The organism is Pseudomonas cichorii, assembly GCF_018343775.1.
In the GTDB taxonomy this organism is placed as follows: Bacteria; Pseudomonadota; Gammaproteobacteria; order Pseudomonadales; family Pseudomonadaceae; genus Aquipseudomonas; species Aquipseudomonas cichorii.
In genome coordinates, this window is sequence record NZ_CP074349.1 from 3,219,367 (window position 1) to 3,238,422 (window position 19,056).

At 58.6% G+C, this 19,056-nt stretch carries 17 protein-coding genes; 6 read left to right on the top strand and 11 right to left on the bottom strand.

Annotated elements, in window-relative coordinates; all coding sequences use genetic code 11:
- The 3 genes from KGD89_RS13390 (at nt 1) to KGD89_RS13400 (ending at nt 5,276) form a co-directional block, all read left to right on the top strand.
- Nucleotides 1-1,806, top strand: coding sequence for a hypothetical protein (locus tag KGD89_RS13390; protein WP_025260292.1), 1,806 nt, complete (start codon nt 1-3; stop codon nt 1,804-1,806).
- Between the two features lie 29 nt (nt 1,807-1,835).
- A complete protein-coding gene (locus KGD89_RS13395) occupies nt 1,836-2,900 on the top strand; it encodes a hypothetical protein (RefSeq protein ID WP_025260293.1) in 1,065 nt (354 codons plus the stop codon).
- A 204-nt stretch (nt 2,901-3,104) separates the two neighbouring features.
- Nucleotides 3,105-5,276 (top strand): TonB-dependent receptor family protein, encoded by a 2,172-nt coding sequence (locus tag KGD89_RS13400; RefSeq protein ID WP_025260294.1) that lies wholly within the window; start codon nt 3,105-3,107, stop codon nt 5,274-5,276.
- Nucleotides 5,277-5,324: 48 nt separating this feature from the next.
- On the opposite strand, the gene KGD89_RS13405 is transcribed toward KGD89_RS13400, so the two are convergent.
- Together KGD89_RS13405 and KGD89_RS13410 are read right to left on the bottom strand one after the other, a co-directional pair.
- The gene (locus KGD89_RS13405) at nt 5,325-5,873 is read right to left on the bottom strand and encodes a cupin domain-containing protein (protein WP_025260295.1); all 549 of its coding nucleotides are present in this window, start codon (nt 5,871-5,873) and stop codon (nt 5,325-5,327) included.
- A gap of 114 nt (nt 5,874-5,987) precedes the next feature.
- Nucleotides 5,988-6,743 carry a gamma-glutamyl-gamma-aminobutyrate hydrolase family protein gene (locus KGD89_RS13410; RefSeq protein ID WP_025260296.1) on the bottom strand — a complete coding sequence of 252 codons (756 nt, stop codon included), beginning with the start codon at nt 6,741-6,743 and terminating at the stop codon, nt 5,988-5,990.
- Between the two features lie 125 nt (nt 6,744-6,868).
- Between KGD89_RS13410 and KGD89_RS13415 the strand changes: the two genes are divergently transcribed.
- On the top strand, nt 6,869-7,741 hold the full coding sequence (locus tag KGD89_RS13415; RefSeq protein ID WP_038399874.1) for a LysR family transcriptional regulator: 873 nt from the start codon (nt 6,869-6,871) through the stop codon (nt 7,739-7,741).
- Nucleotides 7,742-7,782: 41 nt separating this feature from the next.
- On the opposite strand, the gene KGD89_RS13420 is transcribed toward KGD89_RS13415, so the two are convergent.
- On the bottom strand, nt 7,783-8,394 hold the full coding sequence (locus KGD89_RS13420) for an FMN-dependent NADH-azoreductase (RefSeq protein ID WP_038399876.1): 612 nt from the start codon (nt 8,392-8,394) through the stop codon (nt 7,783-7,785).
- A gap of 22 nt (nt 8,395-8,416) precedes the next feature.
- Nucleotides 8,417-9,208: an alpha/beta fold hydrolase gene (locus KGD89_RS13425; RefSeq protein WP_025260297.1), complete on the bottom strand. Its 792-nt coding sequence runs from the start codon at nt 9,206-9,208 to the stop codon at nt 8,417-8,419.
- Nucleotides 9,209-9,331: 123 nt separating this feature from the next.
- On the opposite strand from KGD89_RS13425, the gene KGD89_RS13430 reads away from it, so the two are divergent.
- Complete coding sequence (locus KGD89_RS13430) at nt 9,332-10,333, top strand: GlxA family transcriptional regulator (protein WP_025260298.1); 1,002 nt, start codon at nt 9,332-9,334, stop codon at nt 10,331-10,333.
- Between the two features lie 30 nt (nt 10,334-10,363).
- Here the strand turns inward: KGD89_RS13430 and KGD89_RS13435 are convergent, their stop codons facing one another.
- The 5 genes from KGD89_RS13435 to KGD89_RS13455 all read right to left on the bottom strand — a co-directional run bounded on the left by KGD89_RS13435 (nt 10,364) and on the right by KGD89_RS13455 (nt 15,677).
- The gene (locus KGD89_RS13435; protein WP_025260299.1) at nt 10,364-11,638 is read right to left on the bottom strand and encodes a sensor histidine kinase; all 1,275 of its coding nucleotides are present in this window, start codon (nt 11,636-11,638) and stop codon (nt 10,364-10,366) included.
- Nucleotides 11,639-11,731: 93 nt separating this feature from the next.
- Nucleotides 11,732-13,792, bottom strand: a complete 2,061-nt coding sequence (treS, locus tag KGD89_RS13440) for a maltose alpha-D-glucosyltransferase (RefSeq protein WP_025260300.1) — start codon at nt 13,790-13,792, stop codon at nt 11,732-11,734.
- A gap of 126 nt (nt 13,793-13,918) precedes the next feature.
- Nucleotides 13,919-14,482, bottom strand: coding sequence for a LysR substrate-binding domain-containing protein (locus tag KGD89_RS13445; protein WP_236249414.1), 564 nt, complete (start codon nt 14,480-14,482; stop codon nt 13,919-13,921).
- Between the two features lie 35 nt (nt 14,483-14,517).
- On the bottom strand, nt 14,518-14,778 hold the full coding sequence (locus KGD89_RS13450) for a LysR family transcriptional regulator (RefSeq protein ID WP_025260302.1): 261 nt from the start codon (nt 14,776-14,778) through the stop codon (nt 14,518-14,520).
- Nucleotides 14,779-15,071: 293 nt separating this feature from the next.
- Nucleotides 15,072-15,677: a DJ-1/PfpI family protein gene (locus tag KGD89_RS13455; RefSeq protein WP_025260303.1), complete on the bottom strand. Its 606-nt coding sequence runs from the start codon at nt 15,675-15,677 to the stop codon at nt 15,072-15,074.
- A gap of 97 nt (nt 15,678-15,774) precedes the next feature.
- Between KGD89_RS13455 and ftrA the strand changes: the two genes are divergently transcribed.
- The gene (gene ftrA, locus KGD89_RS13460; protein WP_025260304.1) at nt 15,775-16,728 is read left to right on the top strand and encodes a transcriptional regulator FtrA; all 954 of its coding nucleotides are present in this window, start codon (nt 15,775-15,777) and stop codon (nt 16,726-16,728) included.
- 12 nt (nt 16,729-16,740) lie between these two features.
- Here ftrA and KGD89_RS13465 read toward each other — a convergent pair whose 3' ends face one another.
- Nucleotides 16,741-17,883 (bottom strand): serine hydrolase domain-containing protein, encoded by a 1,143-nt coding sequence (locus tag KGD89_RS13465; RefSeq protein ID WP_038399877.1) that lies wholly within the window; start codon nt 17,881-17,883, stop codon nt 16,741-16,743.
- Nucleotides 17,884-17,886: 3 nt separating this feature from the next.
- Nucleotides 17,887-19,041: an iron-containing alcohol dehydrogenase gene (locus KGD89_RS13470; RefSeq protein WP_025260305.1), complete on the bottom strand. Its 1,155-nt coding sequence runs from the start codon at nt 19,039-19,041 to the stop codon at nt 17,887-17,889.
- Nucleotides 19,042-19,056 lie beyond the last annotated feature (15 nt).

Below are 19,056 nucleotides of genomic sequence, written 5' to 3' on the forward strand. Positions count from 1 at the left end.
ATGAGCATTCTCAATGGACCACGATTGAATTTCTGGGGTGGCATCAGCACCGATGTGAGTGTGCCGAACAATTCAGCGACCGTTCCTCAGGGGGATCAAACAGGCTTCAAGCTGTTCGATCCGGCAACCTCGACTATTGCTCCAGAGGCCCAGTCTTACACCGACGAACAATTGAACGAAAAGATCAACACGCCTTCCAGCACTGCGCCAGCCAGCGGTTACACCCAAGGTGGCTGGAATCACTATGGCCAGCATGTCGTCGAATTGGACACGAAGATCAGTTCGCAAGGCAATCCGGGAGCTATCAGCAAGCAAGGCGATCTAGTAGGGCAACCCGTCTATCTGCTAGGTTCACTGGACCCGAAAACCGGCCAGAGCAGTTCCTCTGGTGCGATGATGGTGGATCTGGACCCGACCTCAACGGTCACCACCCAGATATTTGTCGGTGGCCTGCAGATTGGCGACAGCGACATCCAGTTGCTGATTCGCTGTAATACCGTGTGCAGCAGCCTGGATGTGAAACAGCGAATACTGGGGCCGGCGACGATGGATGCTCCAGGATCCTTCGCCCTCAGCGGCACATTCCAGTTGACCTTCCCGCTGGACAGCATCGTCAGTTACAACCAGAACAGCGAAATCCTGCAATCGATCATCAAGGCTCCCGGAGCAACCGGTATCGTCTTGCGCTTCGTCATGTTCGAGATGTGCCCGACCCTGACCACAAAACAACTGAATGCCGATTACGCAGCCAAGAGCTACACACCCAACCCAAGCATTGGCAGGGTCATTGGCACTCTGGCGCCAGCCTTTGCCGACGAGCCAGCCATCTGCCCGGCGGGTCGACTGCTGGTCAATCAGGATACAAAAAACACCGGTTTTGCAGACCTGAGCGACGACGGGTTATTGAGCATCGATATGGTGAACCTCATTCCCAAAGAAACATTCAGGACTGATCGAACGGCCATCACCAGCCCCATCGGCCCCAATGCCGATTATGGCCTTGTCAGTTTCTGCGCAGGCACAACAACTCTCACGACACTGGCACCGGACAACGAGTACCTGCAAAACTATTACCTGTACGGCGGTATCGTGGATTTGCCGCTTGATGCAGGCAATGCACAGCAGGCAAAGACCCAACCGCTTTCCCTGTCGGCCCCCGACAAGAAAATCAGCTACTGGCCAAAAACAAGAGAAACATCCCTGCTGATCAAAGAGTCGGCTTACAGACTCTACACTGACCAGAGAAATATCTATCTGGAAGACCACCCCAACGGCCTGACGATTCCGTTGCAGGTCAGGTATCTGGGCGGACCTGTCCCTTCCGCCACCGAGATTGCTGTAACGATTGACGACACCCTCGATTGCCTGGACTACCCGACATCGGTTCCCGTACTGCCCAACCAGCTCTCGGTCGATGTCGAGGTAACCCTCAAAGCCGGTACCGAAGCATTAGCTGGTTTCAGCACTCTGACGTACACCCTTACGGGCAACAGCCCGTACTTCAGCAGCTTCCGCAAATACGCCCAGACAGACTTTGGAATCCCTCAAGGCAGCATCATCACTTGGGATCAGGTCTACCCCAACGTGCTGCGTTTCCACTATCTGGCGTTTCCTGCCATGTCGCGCTACGTGCCGCTCAACCAGCCAGACGCAGTCATGGGCCACAAGAATGCAATCCTTGCGCGCACTTCGGACACGTACAAAGGCACCACCTTGTATATGCCGGTAGTTCGTTCGATGTCACCCAGCCAACGAGCATTGCTCAGCGCCTACCTGACAGGCACGCCTTGGCAGCCGCTGCCATGAGTACCCCACCCATGGCTATGGAGAGCGTCATGACTGTTCACATTGAGATTCCCGCCCATCCAACTGAGCGACTGTGTGCCAGTACGTTCATTGCCGAGGGTTTGCTGAACCCGCGAGGGCTATGTGCCGGGCCGGATGGCAACCTGATTCTGACCGAAGCCGGATCAGGCTTGCCCGATGCGACTTTCAGCGGCCGCATCAGCGTGCTGCGCCCGGATCCGGAAAGTCCGGGCGCTTATTTGCCTGCCGAACCCCTGGCCCAAGGTTTTCGTGCCATGAACATGCAACCACGCATGCTGCGGGACGAGATCATGGGCATTTCGGATGTCGCCTGGGGTGACGGGCGCTTTCTGGTCAGCCAGACCGACTATGTGCAGGGTTCGAAGATCCTGGATATCCAGTACTCGCCACCCGAGCCGGTATTCCGCAGTCAGGGCAACCTGAACTCCCTGTGCTATCACCCCACCCGTCACAGCTGGCTGGCGGTCAAGCCCGATACCAATCAACTGGTGGAGTTCAGTCAGGGCAACGAAGGTGAACGCATCCTGGTCCAGTTGCCCGATCTGGCTCAAGGCCAGGAAGCGGTGCCGGTAACCCTGATTTATGAACCTGCGACCGGAGCGGTCCTGATCAGCCTGTTTTCCGGGGAATTGCGCAGCGATCCTGCCAGGCAGGGTATCGATTTTGTCGACCGAGCCGGCCAAGTCATCCGGGTCTGGCCGGACACCGGCAAGATCGAGTTGCTAATCAGCGGGCTGCAACTGCCCACCGGCCTGGCCATCAGCCCGGATGGAAGCGTACTGGTGCTGGAGTTGTGCGACCGGCTGCTACAACCCTTGCGCCCCGACTGGGCCGGCGAACCCCTACATGGTGGTTTCGAGCGTTTCAGCGGTCGGTTATTGAGCTGCGACCTGAAAGCACGGGAAGTCACCGTGTTCGCCACTGGGCTGGATACACCCTCCAACCTGTGTCTTCTGGAGAATGCCGTGATCGTCAGTGAAGGCATGGGACTCACCGGACGTCTGCTGCCCGGTCGGGAAAATACAGTGGTGCCGCTGAGTGGGAGATTGCGGCGAGTGGCGTTATCTTCCTGAAGCTTGAAAATCCTCGCCTCGCCGCAGGAATGAATTCATTCGCGAACAGCACAGTACATCCGACAGAGATATGTCGTTTTGAATGTCGTCTCGCGAATGAATTCGCTACTACTTTCCTGCAACACGTGTAAGTGACGCCATCTCCCTGTCCGGCATCGAATACCTATTCTGCGGCACAGCGGTCGTTCTCAAGGAACAAGGCATATGCACTTGCAACACACTCCACCTTTCCCTCTATCTCGTCTGAGCACTGCGAAACTGCTGGGCCTTAGCACCGCCCTCGCCTGCGTCAATATCGCTCACGCCCAGAGCAGTGATGAAAACACCGTCAACCTGTCGAATATCGAGGTTTCTGCCGGTACGGTCAGTGCCGCCGAGGTATCGCGGGAGGAAGTGAAGAAGGTGCCGGGTGCCACCAATGTCGTGGACCTGAATGACGTCGAGCAAGGCCGTGTGGCCAACAATGAAGATGTCTTCAAATATCAGGCCGGTATCTACGCCAAGGCGGCCAACAACGAAGGCGCGAAAATTTCCATTCGCGGCTCGGGCATCAACCGGGCACCGGGCGCACATGCTTCGGGCCTGTTTGAAATGCTCGACGGCCTGCCGCTTACCGGCCCCGGCGGTACGCCTTATGAACTGAAGGAACCTCTGTGGCTGAGCCATGTGGACGTACGGCGCGGCGCCAATGGTTTCGATCAGGGCTCACTGGCTCTGGGCGGCTCGATCAATTACCTGACCCGTACTGGCTATGACGCGCCCAAACTGCAATTGCGCTATGAAGCTGGCAGCCATGGCTATACCAAGCGTCAGATCAGCTCCGGGCAGGTGCTGGGGGATCTGGATTACTACGTCAGCCTGACCGACTCGAACTATGACGGCTTCCAGGACCAGAGCTCCGGTGGCAGCAAAGGCATTGCCGCCAATGTCGGCTACCGCTTCAACCCGAATATCGAAACCCGCTTTTACTTCCGCTACCGGGAAACCGATAACGATACGCCGGGCCGACTCACCAAAAACCAGATCCAGCACGACCCGCGTGCAGCCAACTCACTCAATGTGACCCGCGACTCAAAACGCCTGCAACCGGGCAGCACCTGGCTGGCCAACAAGACCACGTTCTACCTGGATGACAATTCTCGCGTGGAAGCCGGTCTGGTCTATCACGACTACCCCATGGACCTGCGCGAAGGCACCAACCGCCTGAAAGTTGCCTACACCGACATCAGCGGCACGCTGAACTATATTCGTCAGGACCAACTGGCCGGGCATCAAAGCATCACCACCCTCGGCCTGCGCACCACCAAAGGTTTGCCGAATAATGGCGCTTCCGAATACGTCCGTATTCCCACCGGCAACACCGCCGGTTTTGCCGTCGGTACCAAGACCCGGGATTACAGTTACCTGGGCTCCGACACGGCCCTGCACCTGAGCAACGATCTGGAACTGGTGCCGGACTTGTGGCTGACCACCGGTGTCGCGGCCATCTATACCCGCCGCGAGACGGAAGTCACTTATCCTGAGGTCAACGACCCGGTCAGTACCCATGACTGGGATTACGCCGCCCGCCTCGGCCTGCGTTATGACTTCACTCCGCAATTGCAGGTGTACGGCAACCTCAGCCGTTCGGTAGAACCGCCTCATGCCTGGTCGATGATCTGGGGCTCGAACAAGTTCTTCCCGGCCGGCAGCGGGGCCGCCACCGGCCTGCAACGCGCCGGTGTCGAGCTTGAGAACCAGACCGCCACCACTCTGGAACTGGGCGGACGCGGTGAAAACGGTTTGGGGCGCTGGGATCTGGCCTGGTATTACTCGCAGGTTCGCCACGAGTTGCTGAGCGTCGAAACCCAGGCTGCCACCCAGACCACCTCGCAAATCATTGCGGAATCCAATGCCAGCCCGACCATTCACCAAGGGATCGAAGCCAGCCTGGACAGTACGCTGTGGCAAGGCGGGGCGGCAGGCAAGCTGGCATTGCGTCAGGCCTACACCTACAGTGACTTCCACTACCGTGATGACGACCGATTCGGTGACAACCAGTTGGCTGGCATTCCAAAACACTATTACCAGGCTGAACTGCGCTATAGCCATCCCACCAGTTTCTACGTCGGGCTGAACACCGAACATGCATCAAAGATTGCCGTGGACTACGCCAACTCCTATTACGCGGACTCGTACACGCTGCTGGGGGCAACGCTGGGTTATGCCTCGCCCAAGGATGACTGGCAGACCTGGCTGGACCTGCGCAACCTGACCAACAAGCGTTACGCCAGTACCGTGACGCCAGGTTATGACGACCGAGGGCAGGATGTGGCCCGCTCGACACCGGGCGATGGGCTGGGCGTCTACGCCGGCATTTCCTGGAGTCTGCGCTGAGATAACCTGTTCCCCATCGACTGGCACTGTGCAAGCGATGGGGACCGGTCAGAAGTTTGCAGGCGTGTTGGCGCTGATGATCTCGGCCTCGTCCTGGCCGATATTGCGGAAGCGATGAGGCAAGGTGGAAGGAAAATAGTAGCCATCCCCGGCGCTGAGGATATTGGTCTGGCCATCGATGGTCAGCTCGATTGTCCCGCGAGTGACCAGCCCGCACTCCTCGCCTTCGGCATGCACGATGGGTTCGTCACCGGAACTGGCACCCGGCGCGTATTGCTCGCGCAGAAAGCGCATCTGCCGGCTCGGCAGGGTCGCGCCGACCAGCAAGAGGCGTAGCCCGTTACGACCAAGATCGGGCTGATCACTGGCGCGGAACACATACTGGTCCTGCCCCGGCGGCTGATCGAAGGTGAAGAAATCCGCCAGGGTCATGGGAATGCCCTCAAGCAGTTTCTTGAGGGAACTGACCGAAGGGCTGACCCGATTCTGCTCGATCAGAGAGATCGTGGCATTGGTCACACCGCTGCGTCTGGCCAGCTCGCGCTGAGACAACTTATAGCTTTCGCGTACCAGCTTGAGTCGTGCTCCCGTGTCCATAGCCGCCTTACATGAGAAATATTCGGTGAATGAGGCGCGATTGATGGCAGACACCACAACCCCACAAAAGCCGCGTATTAAATCACGTTTGCCAGCGTACGGAACATGCTCCGGCTATCGCTGGCTGCGGCGTTGCGCATAAACCTGACAGGCTTCACGAAATGCCTCGAACAGACGCAACGACACCGGATTGTCCAGAAACTGCCACTCCGGGTGCCACTGCACGCCCAGCACAAACCCTGATGCGCCAGGCATGGATACCGCCTCGACCAGACCGTCCGGCGCCAGCGCTTCTGCGCGCAAATCGCCCGCCAGCCGGTCGATGCCCTGGCTATGCAGGCTGTTGACCTCGAAGCCCGGAGCCAGGCCAAGGGCATCGAGCACGCCACCGGATTGCACCTGCACGCCATGCTGCGGGGCGTATTGCTCTTCCAGCAGGTCACTTTTCGGCTCGCGGTGGTCCATGTAACCCGGCAGTTCATGAACACGCTGGTGCAGGCTGCCACCCAGGGCCACGTTCAGTTCCTGGAAGCCCCGGCAGATACAGAAAACCGGCACGCCCAGGGCAATGGCCTGCCGCAGGAGTGGCAAGGTGTTGCGATCCCGGAACACATCATGCTGAGTGCCTTCGGCGCTGGGAGGCCCCTGATAGTGGCGAGGCTCGACATTGGAGGGCGAACCGGTAAACAGCAAGCCATCCAGACGGGCCAGCAACTGCGCAGGATCGGTTGGCATAGCCAACGCAGGCAAGACCACAGGAATACCGGCAAATGCGGCGGCCTCGACGTATTTGTCACCCGCCGTATGGGAGGAATATTTGCCCAACTGCTGACGGCAGGCAGTAACGCCAATCATTGGAGCGTTCGACATGATTCAACCTCTTTGACGATGCACGCGCAGGGCCTGTAAAGCCGCTATCGCGCAGAATGGCTATGAGTCTAAGATAGTCACCACCGCAATGGGCATGGGCATTCTGGCAATGGAAGTATGCAGCGATGCAATATGAGATCAGTCACGCCGACCTGGCCCTGGTGCTGGCATTGGTGCGCGGACGCACGCTGGCGCGGGCCGCAGAGTTGCTGCAGGTGGATATCTCCACGGTATTCCGCTCCATCAGACGGCTCGAAGCGGCATTGGGTACGGCACTGTTCGAGAAAAACCGTCGCGGCTATATTCCCACCGACACGGCACAAGCCATGTCCGAACAGGCTGAACGAGCAGAGCTGGCCCTCAATGCTGCCCGCGTGGCCCTGCAACAAGGGGAAAACGTAGTCAGCGGCACAGTGCGCCTGACCTGCACAGACGCCGTATTGCACAGCCTGTTGTTACCCGCCCTCGCCCGCTTCATGCCGTCCTACCCGGCGTTGACGCTGGAACTGGCGACCTCCAACACTTTCGCCAACCTGAGCCGTCGCGATGCGGACATCGCCCTGCGCCTGACCAATACCCCGCCCGAGCACCTGATAGGCCGACAACTGGGCACTGCCCACTACGTCATTTGCGGCCACCCGGATTATCGCGATCCATTGCTGGATTCGCCGACGTCCGTGCCATGGATCAGCCCGGACGATTCAATGCCGGACCACACCTCAGTCATCTGGCGCAGACAGACATTCCCTGCCGTCGTGCCACGCTATCGATGCAGCAGCATGTCAGCCGTTTCACAACTGGTGGCCGCCGGGCTTGGCGTGGCAGCCATGCCCGACTTCACCGCCCGCAACCTGCCAGGCACCGAAGTGCTGAGCCCTCCCCTCGAAGGCTGCAGCACCGACCTGTGGCTACTGACACGTCCCGATTGCCGGGCATTGCGTTCGGTTCAGGTACTGATTGAAGAATTGACGCCGTTACTGCGAAGCGCGCTGGAGTGAAAAAGCAGCCATAAGCTTCAAGCTGCAAGCGTCAAACCGTTTCAGATCGATAGTTCAACAATTGCCGCCCTGGCCTGCTCGATCCCCTTGTTGCGCACTTCTTCGGTTTTCGATGCGCCTTCGGCCCTGACCACCTGCACATCGGTGACGCCCAGAAAACCGAAGAAGGCCTTGAGATAGCTTTCCTGAAAGTCCATATGCCCCGCCGGTCCCTGCGCATAAAAACCGCCACGAGCCGAGACGATAATGACCCGCTTGCCGACGGTCAGGCCGACAGGGCCTTTATCCGTGTATTTGAACGTACGCCCCATCTGCGCAATACGGTCCAGCCAGGCTTTCAGCTGGCTCGACACGGAAAAGTTGTACATGGGCGCGCCGATCACCAGCACATCGCTGGCCAGAAACTCGTTTACCAGCGCTTCCGATACCAGATGTTCCTGCCGGGCGCTGTCATCGATAGCGCTGCTACCGCCCGGACGGAATCCGGCTGCAATGGCACCATTGAGGTGTCTGATTTCGTTGAGAGCCAGATCGCGGTACTCAACCTGAGCATCGGGATGGCTGGCCTTGATATGAGCCACAGTGGCGGCAGACAGATCACGGGTTACAGAACTATTGCCCAGAATGCTGGAGTCGATATGCAGAATTTTCATTTCAGCCTCACGTTTACGGGGGTTATCGGTTAGAGGATTCCTGGCCTGTTTCCCTGGCGGCCCGGTCAATCAGCGCAGCCACTTCTTCGGGGTGAGAAAGCAGAGACAGATGACCGGAGCGGATGGAGGTGACTTTTGCGCCAATCTGCCGGGCAATGACCTTCTGCACGTCGGGAGGCAGAGCCTTGTCGCTTTCCGTCTGCAGATACCAGCTGGGCTTTTCATGCCAGGCCGCATGCCGGACCTTTCCGGCAAAACTGTCCGCCGAGATGGGCTGCTGGACCGCGGCCAGTTCCTGCACCTTTTTCATGGGCAGATCCGCTGCCATGACCTGCTGAAATGCCTGGGGATCGTCCAGCCAGATCAGGCCTTGATCATCGGGTACCAGCCCCTCCATGGGGGCATCGAGCCTGTGCAACAGATCGGCTACTGACTCACCGCTGTCGGGAACCAGCGCGCTGAGATAGACCAGGCCTTTGACATTGTCTTCATTACCCGCCTGGCTGATCACGGCCCCGGCCCAGGAGTGGCCCACCAGCAGCACATCGCCCTTCTGGCGTTTCAGCACTCTTTCGGTGGCAAGGACATCATCGTCCAGTGAAGTCAGCGGGTTCTGTACCGCAGTGACGCGATAGCCCCTGGCCTGAAGTCTGGCAATGACAGGAGACCAGCTGGAACCATCGGCAAATGCGCCATGCACCAGCACGATACTGCGCACGCCTTGCTCTGCAGGGGCGGCCATGCTCTGCCCAGCACTGAACAGCATCGTCAATCCGAGCGCCGCAGCGAGTTGGCCAGGTTTGAGAAACTTCATGGGGAAACGCCTGAATGACTTGATGGAGAAAAGTCTATAGAGGCTCTCGAAAAGGCATCAGATGGCAAACTAGACATGTTTCATGCAAAACTCGCCAATGCGTGACATTTATCAGGAGTCCCTATGCGCATTGCGATCGTTGCCGTGGATGGCAGCCTGCTGTCGGCGATTGCCGGTCTGTCGGATATGTTCTGGATCACCAATCAGGCACTGCGCAGCCCGCCACAAGGGGCTGCAAAAGGCCTCATCAATCAGGCCGGTCTCGAATTCGAAACCACCATCGTCAGCGCCGATGGCAAGGTCATGCGCGACCCTCAGGGTCGGCAGATTCCGGTGGACGGCTCGTTTCATGACCTGCCCGATTGCGATGTCGCCCTTGTCACCGGGATGGCCCTCGGGCCGGACGGACTGCCACCGTTATCCGACTCGATCCGTCAGGCCGCGGGCTGGCTCAAGAGCAGCCACGAAAAAGGCGTGCTGATTGGCGCAGCCTGTGCCGGTGGGTTTGTGCTGGGGGAGTCGGGCCTGCTGAACGGCAGACGCTGCACCACCACATGGTGGCTGCATCACGCCTTCAAGCAACGCTTTCCGAGGGCACTTCCCGTCTGGGGCACGGCCGTGGAAGAACAGGACGGAATCATCACCACAGGAGGTCCGCTGTCCTGGGTCGACCTGGCCCTGCATGTGATCAGACGTCAGGCCGGGGCCGAAGTCGCCAGGCTGGCCGCGGACATTTCCGTTGCCGACAGCCTGCCGCTGCCACAACTGGTTTATGCGCCTCGGGGGTTCGTCAATGCAGCAGATCCGTTATTGCTGCAGGCAGAACAGATCATCCGCCATATCAATCCCGAACTGACAGCAGGAGGCCTGGCAAAAGCCCTGAACATGAGCGAGCGAACCCTGCATCGCCGGCTCAAGGAACTGACCAATGAATCCCCCAAGACGTTCATCACTCGCGTCAGGATAGAAACCGCCTGCGTGCTTCTGGAAACGCCGGGCAGCAGCGTCAAGCAAGTGGCTCTCAAGTGCGGCTACAGCGAAGAAACCGCATTCCGCCGCGCCTTTATCCAGTCGACCGGCATGACACCCGCCGATTACAAACGCTGGTCGAATGGGCGCAATTGAACAGCCTTTCGAATAAACCCGGTCCTGCGCTCAAATGCTGTGCAACCGCACCTCAAACCGGCAGCCATTAGGCTCCCGGCTGGTCAGCAGCACTTGCCACTGCTGGTTGGCGCAGATGCGTTGTACCAGTGAAAGCCCCAGCCCCAGACCATTGCCTCGTTGTTCGTCGCCCCTGACAAAGGGTTGAAACATTGCTTGCTGCTTCTCGGCGGGAATCCCTATGCCGCTGTCTTCCACCACAAAGCTGTCCGCTCTCAGGGTCAGGCGGATGAAGCCTTGGTCGGTGTAGTGCCAGGCATTGCGCAGCAGGTTACCCATGACCGAGTGCAGAAGAGTGGCGTTGTACAGGGTGTCCGATGTTTCCAGGGGTTCATGGATCAGTTCCAGCCCTTTTTGCTTGATGGGTTCACCCCAGAATTCGACCAGTTCCCTGGCCACCATCGACAGTGTGGAACGGGGTCCCTGACTGGGTTGATTGCTTTCGGCACGGGCCAGCAGCAGAAAGGTTTCCACCAGTTGCTGCATCGCGGTACTGGCCCTGGCAATGCGCACCACCTGTGAATGGGAGCGTTTGTCCAGGCTCGGGTTTTCCAGCAGCAGTTCGCTGGAACTGATCAGAATCATCAAGGGCGTGCGCAGCTCATGGCTGACATCACTGGTAAACAGCTTCTCGCGCCCCAATGCCGCACGTAACTGATCCATGGTCTTGTCGAACGCCACGGCCAGGGTGCCCACTTCATCCTGGGCATATTCGGGGGCCAGTGCAGGCGCCTGGCCCATGAATTGTTCCCGCTGCCGGACCTGACGGGACAGACGCACCACCGGCGCAATCACGCGATGGGCCAGCAAGCGTCCCAACAGAATGGCCAGCAGCACGCTCAATACAAAGCTGATGAAAACCACGACCAGCAGGATTCTTTCACGCTTGATGGAGCTGTACAGATCGCGCAACAACACATACTTGCGGCCGCTGACCAACTCGACCATGGCGTGATAAGGACGGTTTTCCCAGGTGAGTTCATGAAAGCCTTCGCCCAGTTCCTCCAGAGCCGGCGTCATCGCCAGATCACCCGCCCCGCCCTGAACGTAGAACAGCGAACGTTTATAAGGCCGGTGTCGCCAGTCATCTGCACTCTCCATCATCAAGAGCCGGTGCAGGTCACTGCCGAGGGTAATGATGGCCAGTTTTTTCTCCACCACATGGACTGTAGCAACGACACCGACCGCAAATACCCCGGCAATCAGAGCGCTCATCACCGCAAAAACGGTAACGATGCGTTGCTTGAGACTGTGTTTGTTTTCCATGGACTTTCCGACATCAGGACAATGCTCAACGACCCGAAATCACTCAAGCCTTCAGGCGTGAGTGATTATCGGGAAGCGGATGTCATGATTTCGTCAAGAAATGGTGCTGACCACGCGCAATGCCAATCCTTCGTACGCATCCAGGGTAATTGTGAATTCACCCTCTTGGGTCAGATCCCCTTCCACTCGCTCGTTGATGATGTCCACCACAAGGCCTGCGGCAATATCCGGCAGGTGCAGGGTTTCGACAATGACCTGCGAGCTGAAGTTGAGGGCCGTTATCTGAATGCCTTTGTCGGCGGGCAACTCATGAACCATCACCAGCAGGCCGGGATGTTCCACATCGGGAATCAATATCTGGCGGCTGGCCGCAATGTCGTAGGCGCGGCGCACGGCGAGTATTTTCTTGAGCTGCGACACGAACGAGTCCGGACGCTGCAACTGGCTGATCAGGCTGCCGTACAGGGTTTTGGGGCGAGGCATATTGCCGGAGGAAAACTCTGCATCCGGGTCAAGGTCCACCAGATCATAGGCCCCGCGATGAATCCAGCGGGTATCACCATCCTGCATCAGGTGCTGAACCTGCTCGGCCGGCAGTGGCAATGCACCGACCAGATCCCAGCCGGACAAGGCAAAAACCCCAGGCTGCATTGCGTTATACATCACCAGCAACAAGTGAATGTGCTGGATCTGCTTGATGTCTGCCTCGGTGATGGTGTTCAGGTCACGAATTCCCAGGGCCGCCGTGATGATACTGGCCGTGGTACAGGACACGCCGTTAGTGACGAACTTGAGGTTGTAAGGCGCATGCTCTCCCGCCAGATGCTCATACATCTCTTCGCGGATGTGCTCGCGCAGGATATTGCCGGGAAAGGTCTGGCCCTGATAGTGGTATGTGTCATGGGCATGCAGGGTCCAGAAATGCACCAGTTCCAGGGTCAGCTCATCATGGTTCTGCAACGCATGGATCAACGACGCCGGATCGATACCGAACGCATGCACCTGACGCAGCATCAGGCGCAAAAACTCGGTCGTGCCGGTCACCAGCGCATGCTGATAGGCAGGCCGGGTAATGAAGTCATAGGACAGATCGGCGCCGCCATGGGACATGGCCGCGATGTCATCCAGGGTCAGGTTGAGTTCCTGAAAACTGAAACCGCCCGCCTTGCGGATTGCGCCACCCAGTAACTGGTTGCCGGTAATCGACAGCGGATGGCTTTCCGACCAGGCCGTGCCTTCGGCCTTGCGCTCCACACCCAGAAAACCGTTGGCATCCAGGCGCAGAACCCTGGCGCCCATGACATCGATGGCATGCAGTGCGTCGCCAATGATCATCTGTTGCGCGGCAAAGCTTGGGTCCAGCCAGTTGAGCGAGGGCTGGCCCTCCTTGAAGTAATGCAGGTAGACCCAGCGCCGGGCCTTGCCATCCACGCCATGAACCACAGCAGTGGCACTCCAGTCGGTTTCCTTGACGCCTGGCTCGAAGAAAATGACCCGCTGCAATTGCCCGACGATGTAATGCTTGTCCCGAAGCTGATCGACCACCTCGGGCATCAGGTTGATCGCATCCCGTCCCGCAGGTACATCCGGCAGCAGGGACCAGTCTTCCTCACGGATCTCGACCATGTGATAAAGGCCGGGATAATCCTCGTAAGCCATCTCCGCCAGACGGAAATCAGCCCCCTTGCCGGTGTGTGACGGAATCACGTCATCGATGATGACCGCATTGTGCGCGGCAGCAATGCGGCTGAGGTTCAGCAACTGGGCCTCGGTCCCCAGTTGCGGATCGATCCCGAAACTGATCCGGTCGAAATTGCCGTCGATGCTGGGCGTGAGATTGCGGCCTTGCAGGCCACCGGAAAGCTTGAGCGGTCCGTTATGAATACCCTGGATACCGATTTCGGATAATGAGTGCCAAAGTGCCTCATCCCCCAGAGCCTCCAGAACCGAGCCGCCCTCGCGGGTAATGATGGAAGCCGGATAGGCCGTGAACCAGACAGAGGCTATCGCCGAAGCATCCCTGGGACGGGCCTGGGCAAAAGGTCGCTGCCATAACCTGCCCTGCCCGCCATAGGATTTGGCACGCTGCCGTGCGGCATTGAGCATTGATTGTTCAACCAGCCAATCCAGGTACTGCTTGTCCGGTGTCGTCATAGGGTTCAGTCATCCACGTCCATTAGGGTGGCTCAAGACAGAGCGCAAGCGCTCCGCCCCGAATTCATTACCTATGGGTATGAGCGCCAGCGATGAAAAACGTTGCATCCGGTTTTACGTGAACACTCACTTGGCCGGGATGATCGATGGCTTCTTCAATGTCTGTAGCACGGCATTGGCAGCATTGGACAATAACGATGTGGGCCGTGCGACGACGCTGATATGGCGCATGATCATCAAGGGAAGCGGGACGGGTTCAAGCGTGCTGAAACGACCGGCCAGCAAGGCGCTGGGCAGGATCGAGATGCAATGCCCCTTGGCAATCAGGTCCAGCAATGTTTCCAGACAACTGAGTTCACCGCGATGGCTGAGGCGCAACTGGGCCGAGGCCAGATGATTGTGCAAACGCTCAAGGCCTGGATGACGCCAGGCAACATAGCGCACGGTTTGCGAGAGCTCGGTAAAGCTGCGTACAGAGGGGTGTCCGTTCCTGGCGCACACCAGCACGTAATAATCGGACCAGTGATGATGCTCGATATAGTGTTCGCTCAGCACGGTGCTGGGCAGGATCAGAATATCGGCCAGTTCTTTTCTCAAGGGGTCGAGAGAGGGGGTTTGTTCGTTGCTGTGCACAACGCTCAAATGGATATCCGGGTAAATCCGGGCCAGAAAATCCAGCGACGTATCCAGGCTTGTTTCGAGAATGTGTGTGAAATAATGGATTGTTACAGTACCGCTGGCCCCATTTTTTTTAGTTGCTCAAGCGTCGCCATGATACTGCCCAGGGTCTGGGTGATGACTTTTCCTTCCGGGGTCAGGGTGCAGCCTGTGCGGCTGCGGATGAACAGGCGTTTCTCGAAAAAATCTTCAACTTCCTTGATGGCGTAGCTGATATTGGACTGACTACACCCCAGGATGGCTGCAGCCTCCGAGAAAGAACCATGCATTGCAACGGCTTGAACGACTTTGAAAAAGTGGGTTTTCATATTTCCTGCACTCTGGACGTGGCGATAGTGGGCGCGGGCCTGCAATTGAGCAGGTTGGTGAAGGGAATACAAGAAGCCCCGCAAACGCAATCCCGCAGCCTGCCGCAGGGCGGCACAAAGGGAAGTGTCAGACGGGGTAAAGCGACCGCTGCATTTTTCGAGAAAGGTGCGTGACGCCCAAGCGCGTCACGAAATCAGTGATATTCCCTGCCTGGCTCAACGGCTGTGAGCCAGAGGGAATATCGGCACCGATCCTTCTGAAAAAACAGGAAAAGACGGGATGGCGAGATGACTCAGTCGTTTTCGGTCCAGTCGAAGTCTAGTTGCAGAGCGGTGCGTTCCGCCAGTTCGCGACTGTGCAAACGTTCGACAAGGTGAAGGCTCATGTCGATACCGGCAGAAATGCCCGCCGAGGTCACAAAGGAACCTTCATCGACCCAGCGCAGGGTGCTCAGCACATCGATGGAGGGGAACATTTCCTTGAGGTCGGCGATGTCTTCCCAGTGAGTGGTGACTTGTTTACCTGCCAGCTTGCCGGTCTTGGCCAGCAAGAAAGCGCCGGTGCAGACGGCAGCCACCACACGACCGGGCACAGACTGATCACTGATCCAGTGGATGACATCCGGTTTTTCCAGTTCGGCGTTTACAACGCCGCCCGGCACGATCAGGCAATCCATGGCCGGATGATCATGGATCGAATAGTCCGGGTCGACCTTCAGGCCAGCCCTGGCGCGTACCGAAGCGGTGCTTCGGCCAATGGTGAATACATTGAACAATGGCCGTTCGTCGCGGCTTTTGCGTGCATGCATGCGCGTTGCAGTGGTGAACACTTCATAGGGCCCTGCGAAGTCCAGGACTTCGACATCGTCATAGACGTAGATACCGATATTGAGTGACATGAAGGGGCTCCAGAGTACTTGGTGACAGCCGTCAGATTACCCAGTAGCATCACACCGAACTACTGTCGGTAATGCCAATATCCGGTAACATCGCGCCATGAAAAATCATCTCGTCGTTGCCCTCATCTACAACCAGCTCTGCACCTTTGAATTCGGGTGTACGGTGGAAGTCTTTGCCCTGAAAAGGCCCGAGCTGGGTGTGAACTGGTATGAGTTCGCCACTTTTCCGGTAGATGACGGCCCGATCACAGCGGCGGGCGGCATTACTATCGTTCCAACGCCCGGTGATGTGCTGCTGGAAAACGCCGACACCATCATCGTCCCCGGCTGGCGCGGGGTGGAATCCGCAATTCCTCAACGGCTTATCGAACAACTTCAGGCAGCCCATGCACGCGGGGCACGCATTTGCTCGATCTGCACCGGCGCCTTTGTGCTGGCAGCGGCAGGCCTGCTCGATGGGCACAAGGTAACCACTCACTGGCGTTACACCGACCTGTTGGCCACCATGTATCCGGGCCTGACCATCCAGCCCAATGAGCTGTATGTCGATCAAGGCAATATCGTGACTGCTGCCGGGTCTGCAGCAGGCCTGGACATGATGCTGCATCTGGTGCGTAACGATCACGGCTCACGTGTTGCCAATATGGTGGCGCAACGTATGGTGATTCCGCCCCATCGCGAAGGCGGACAGTCGCAATACGCTTCCCGGCAACTGGTCGCAGCCGCCGATGGGCCGATCTCCAACCTGATGGACTGGATCCGCAGCGACTTGCAGCGCCCGCACACCATCAAGGAAATGGCCTCCCGCGCCGCCGTCAGTACCCGTACTCTGCACCGCAGCTTCATGGAAAGCACCGGGCTGACGCCTTATGACTGGCTGTTGGGTGAACGCATCGCCTACGCCAAGGAATTGCTGGAATCTTCGCGAATCCGCCTCAATGAGGTAGTAGACAGAGCAGGCTTTGGTTCGGAAGAGTCTTTCCGTCGGCACTTCCGCAATCTGGTGGGTATCAGCCCCAGCAGTTACCGCAAGCAGTTTGCCAGGGCCTGATACTGGCCGGTTCTAGCCGTAGATGGCCTCGACCAGCCCATCGGAAAATGCCCCCCATGCCCCGGCCACGGCGGTATTGGTCAAGGCAACCAGGCTGATCCCGGCCTGCGGATCGACCCAGTAATGGCATCCATATAAACCACACCACGACCAGGTACCCGCGCCCTGCGGATGCCGGGCACGCTCAGGGTCGGCAAGCACTACCGGGCCAAGCCCGAACTTCCAGCCAGCCCCCCTGCCCGCCAGCCCGATATCACCAATGGCATTGCCCAACAGGCTGGCGGTACTGGCAGCGCTCAATACCGGTGAACCACCCAGCCTCAGGCACTCCAGCAGACGCAGATAATCATCGGCCGAGCCCAGCATGCCCGCGCCCCCCGAAGCATAAGCCTCAGGCTCATAAGCCCGGCTCGACGACAGCCAGGCATGCCCGCTGTCGAGCACCAGTACATCATGGCGGCTCACCCGTTCCGGGCCACACACTCCGTCCTTGTAGGCGCTGGCCAGCAGTTGATCGCCAGTGGGACTGAACCCCGTCGCGCTCATGCCCAAAGGTTCCGTCACCCAACGGGCGACCGCTTGCGGCAACGCAAGACCGGTGGCCTGTTCGATGATGGCGCCCACCACCTCCGTAGCCAACGAATACCCCCAGCCCGTGCCCGGCTCGAACAACAGAGGCACGCTGGCCAGACGTTGCAGGTTCTGCTGCAAGTCCATGGCGACAAGATCCAGCCCGTCCGATACACCGGCCAGTGCATAGGCATTGCCCGGTGGTTGCTCGAAGCCATAGCTCAGGCCGGCGGTGTGCGACAGCAAATGCCTCAAGGTGATGACCGGCTCTCGACCATCGGCAAGTTGCGGGCGAAAGTCCTTGAGCCAGTTCGTCACCGGTGCCTCCAGCGGCAATACCCCCAGCTCGCAGAGACGCAAGGCCGTGACCGACGTCAGCAGCTTGGTCAGCGACGCCAGACGAAACCGGGTATCACGCTGCACCGCTATCCGGCTTTCACGATCCGCCCAGCCTCGAGCGGAGGCGTAGCGAATCTCGCCCTCCTGAGCCACAAGCAGCACCCCGCCCACAATCGAGCCCTGATCGACAACCCCATGCCAGACTTCGACCAGACGTTTGATGACCGGCCCATCGATAGACGGCATAGGCTACAGCCCTCTGACCGCATGGCTGAATATCTGCGAATAGGCCTGCGCCGAATGACGGATCGGATTGGTATGTGAGCAACCATCGGCAAAGGCCATACGCCCCACCAGCTCCGCATCCCGCTCATCGATGCCAATGGCTCCCAGCGTGTGAGGAATGCCGATTTCTTCGCGCAGTTGCAACAGCCACTCCATGACACCCTCGAAGCCCGACCCGGGCAGGCGCAGGTAAACCGCCAGATCGTCCATTTGCGTGGTCAGGGCCGATTCATTAGCTTGCAACACGTAGGGCAACAGAATGGCATTGAGCAAACCGTGGTGCAGGTCATACAGGGCACCCAGGCTCTGGGCGATGGCATGCACCCCGCCCAACCCACGCTGAAAGGCAGCCGCACCCATGCTTGAAGCCACCAGCATCTGCTGGCGGGCCTCAAGATCGTGACCATCCGCCACGACTCTGGGCAAATGAACCTTGATCAATTGCATGCCCTTGACCGCAATGGCCTCGGCCATCGGGTGATAGACCGGCGAACAATAGGCTTCCATGCAGTGAGTCAGGGCATCGGCGCCGGTGGCAGCGGTCAGGTGCGTGGGCAGATCAAGGGTCAGGTTGGCGTCCAGAATGGCAATGCGCGGCATCATCCGCAGATGCAGGATGGTGCGTTTGACCCGCGCCTCTTCGTCGGTAATTACCGATGCCCGTCCGACTTCCGAACCGGTACCTGCCGTCGTGGGCAAGGCAATCACCGGCGCAATCCCCAGAGGATCGGCCCGCAAGTGGTTCTGGCCGATGTCTTCAAAATCCCAGAGCGGACGAGTCTGGCCCGACATCAGCGCCACGGCCTTTGCCGCATCCAGCGCAGAGCCGCCGCCAAAAGCGATGACACCGTCATGACCACCGGTTTTATAAGCCTGCAACCCATTGGCGACATTGTCGCCGGTGGGGTTGCCCTTGACCTGATCGAACAGGCCGCAGTGCCCCAGCGCTTCGCGGCACTCGGTCAAGGCGCTGTGGATCATGTCGGTGCTGCCCAGAAACGTGTCGGTAATCAGTAACGGGCGTTTGATCCCTGTGGCACGACAGGCATCGGCCAACTCTCTGACACGCCCAGCTCCCACCCGAATCGAAGTGGGATAGTTCCAGTCGTTAGTGTGCATAGGTCTATTCCTTAT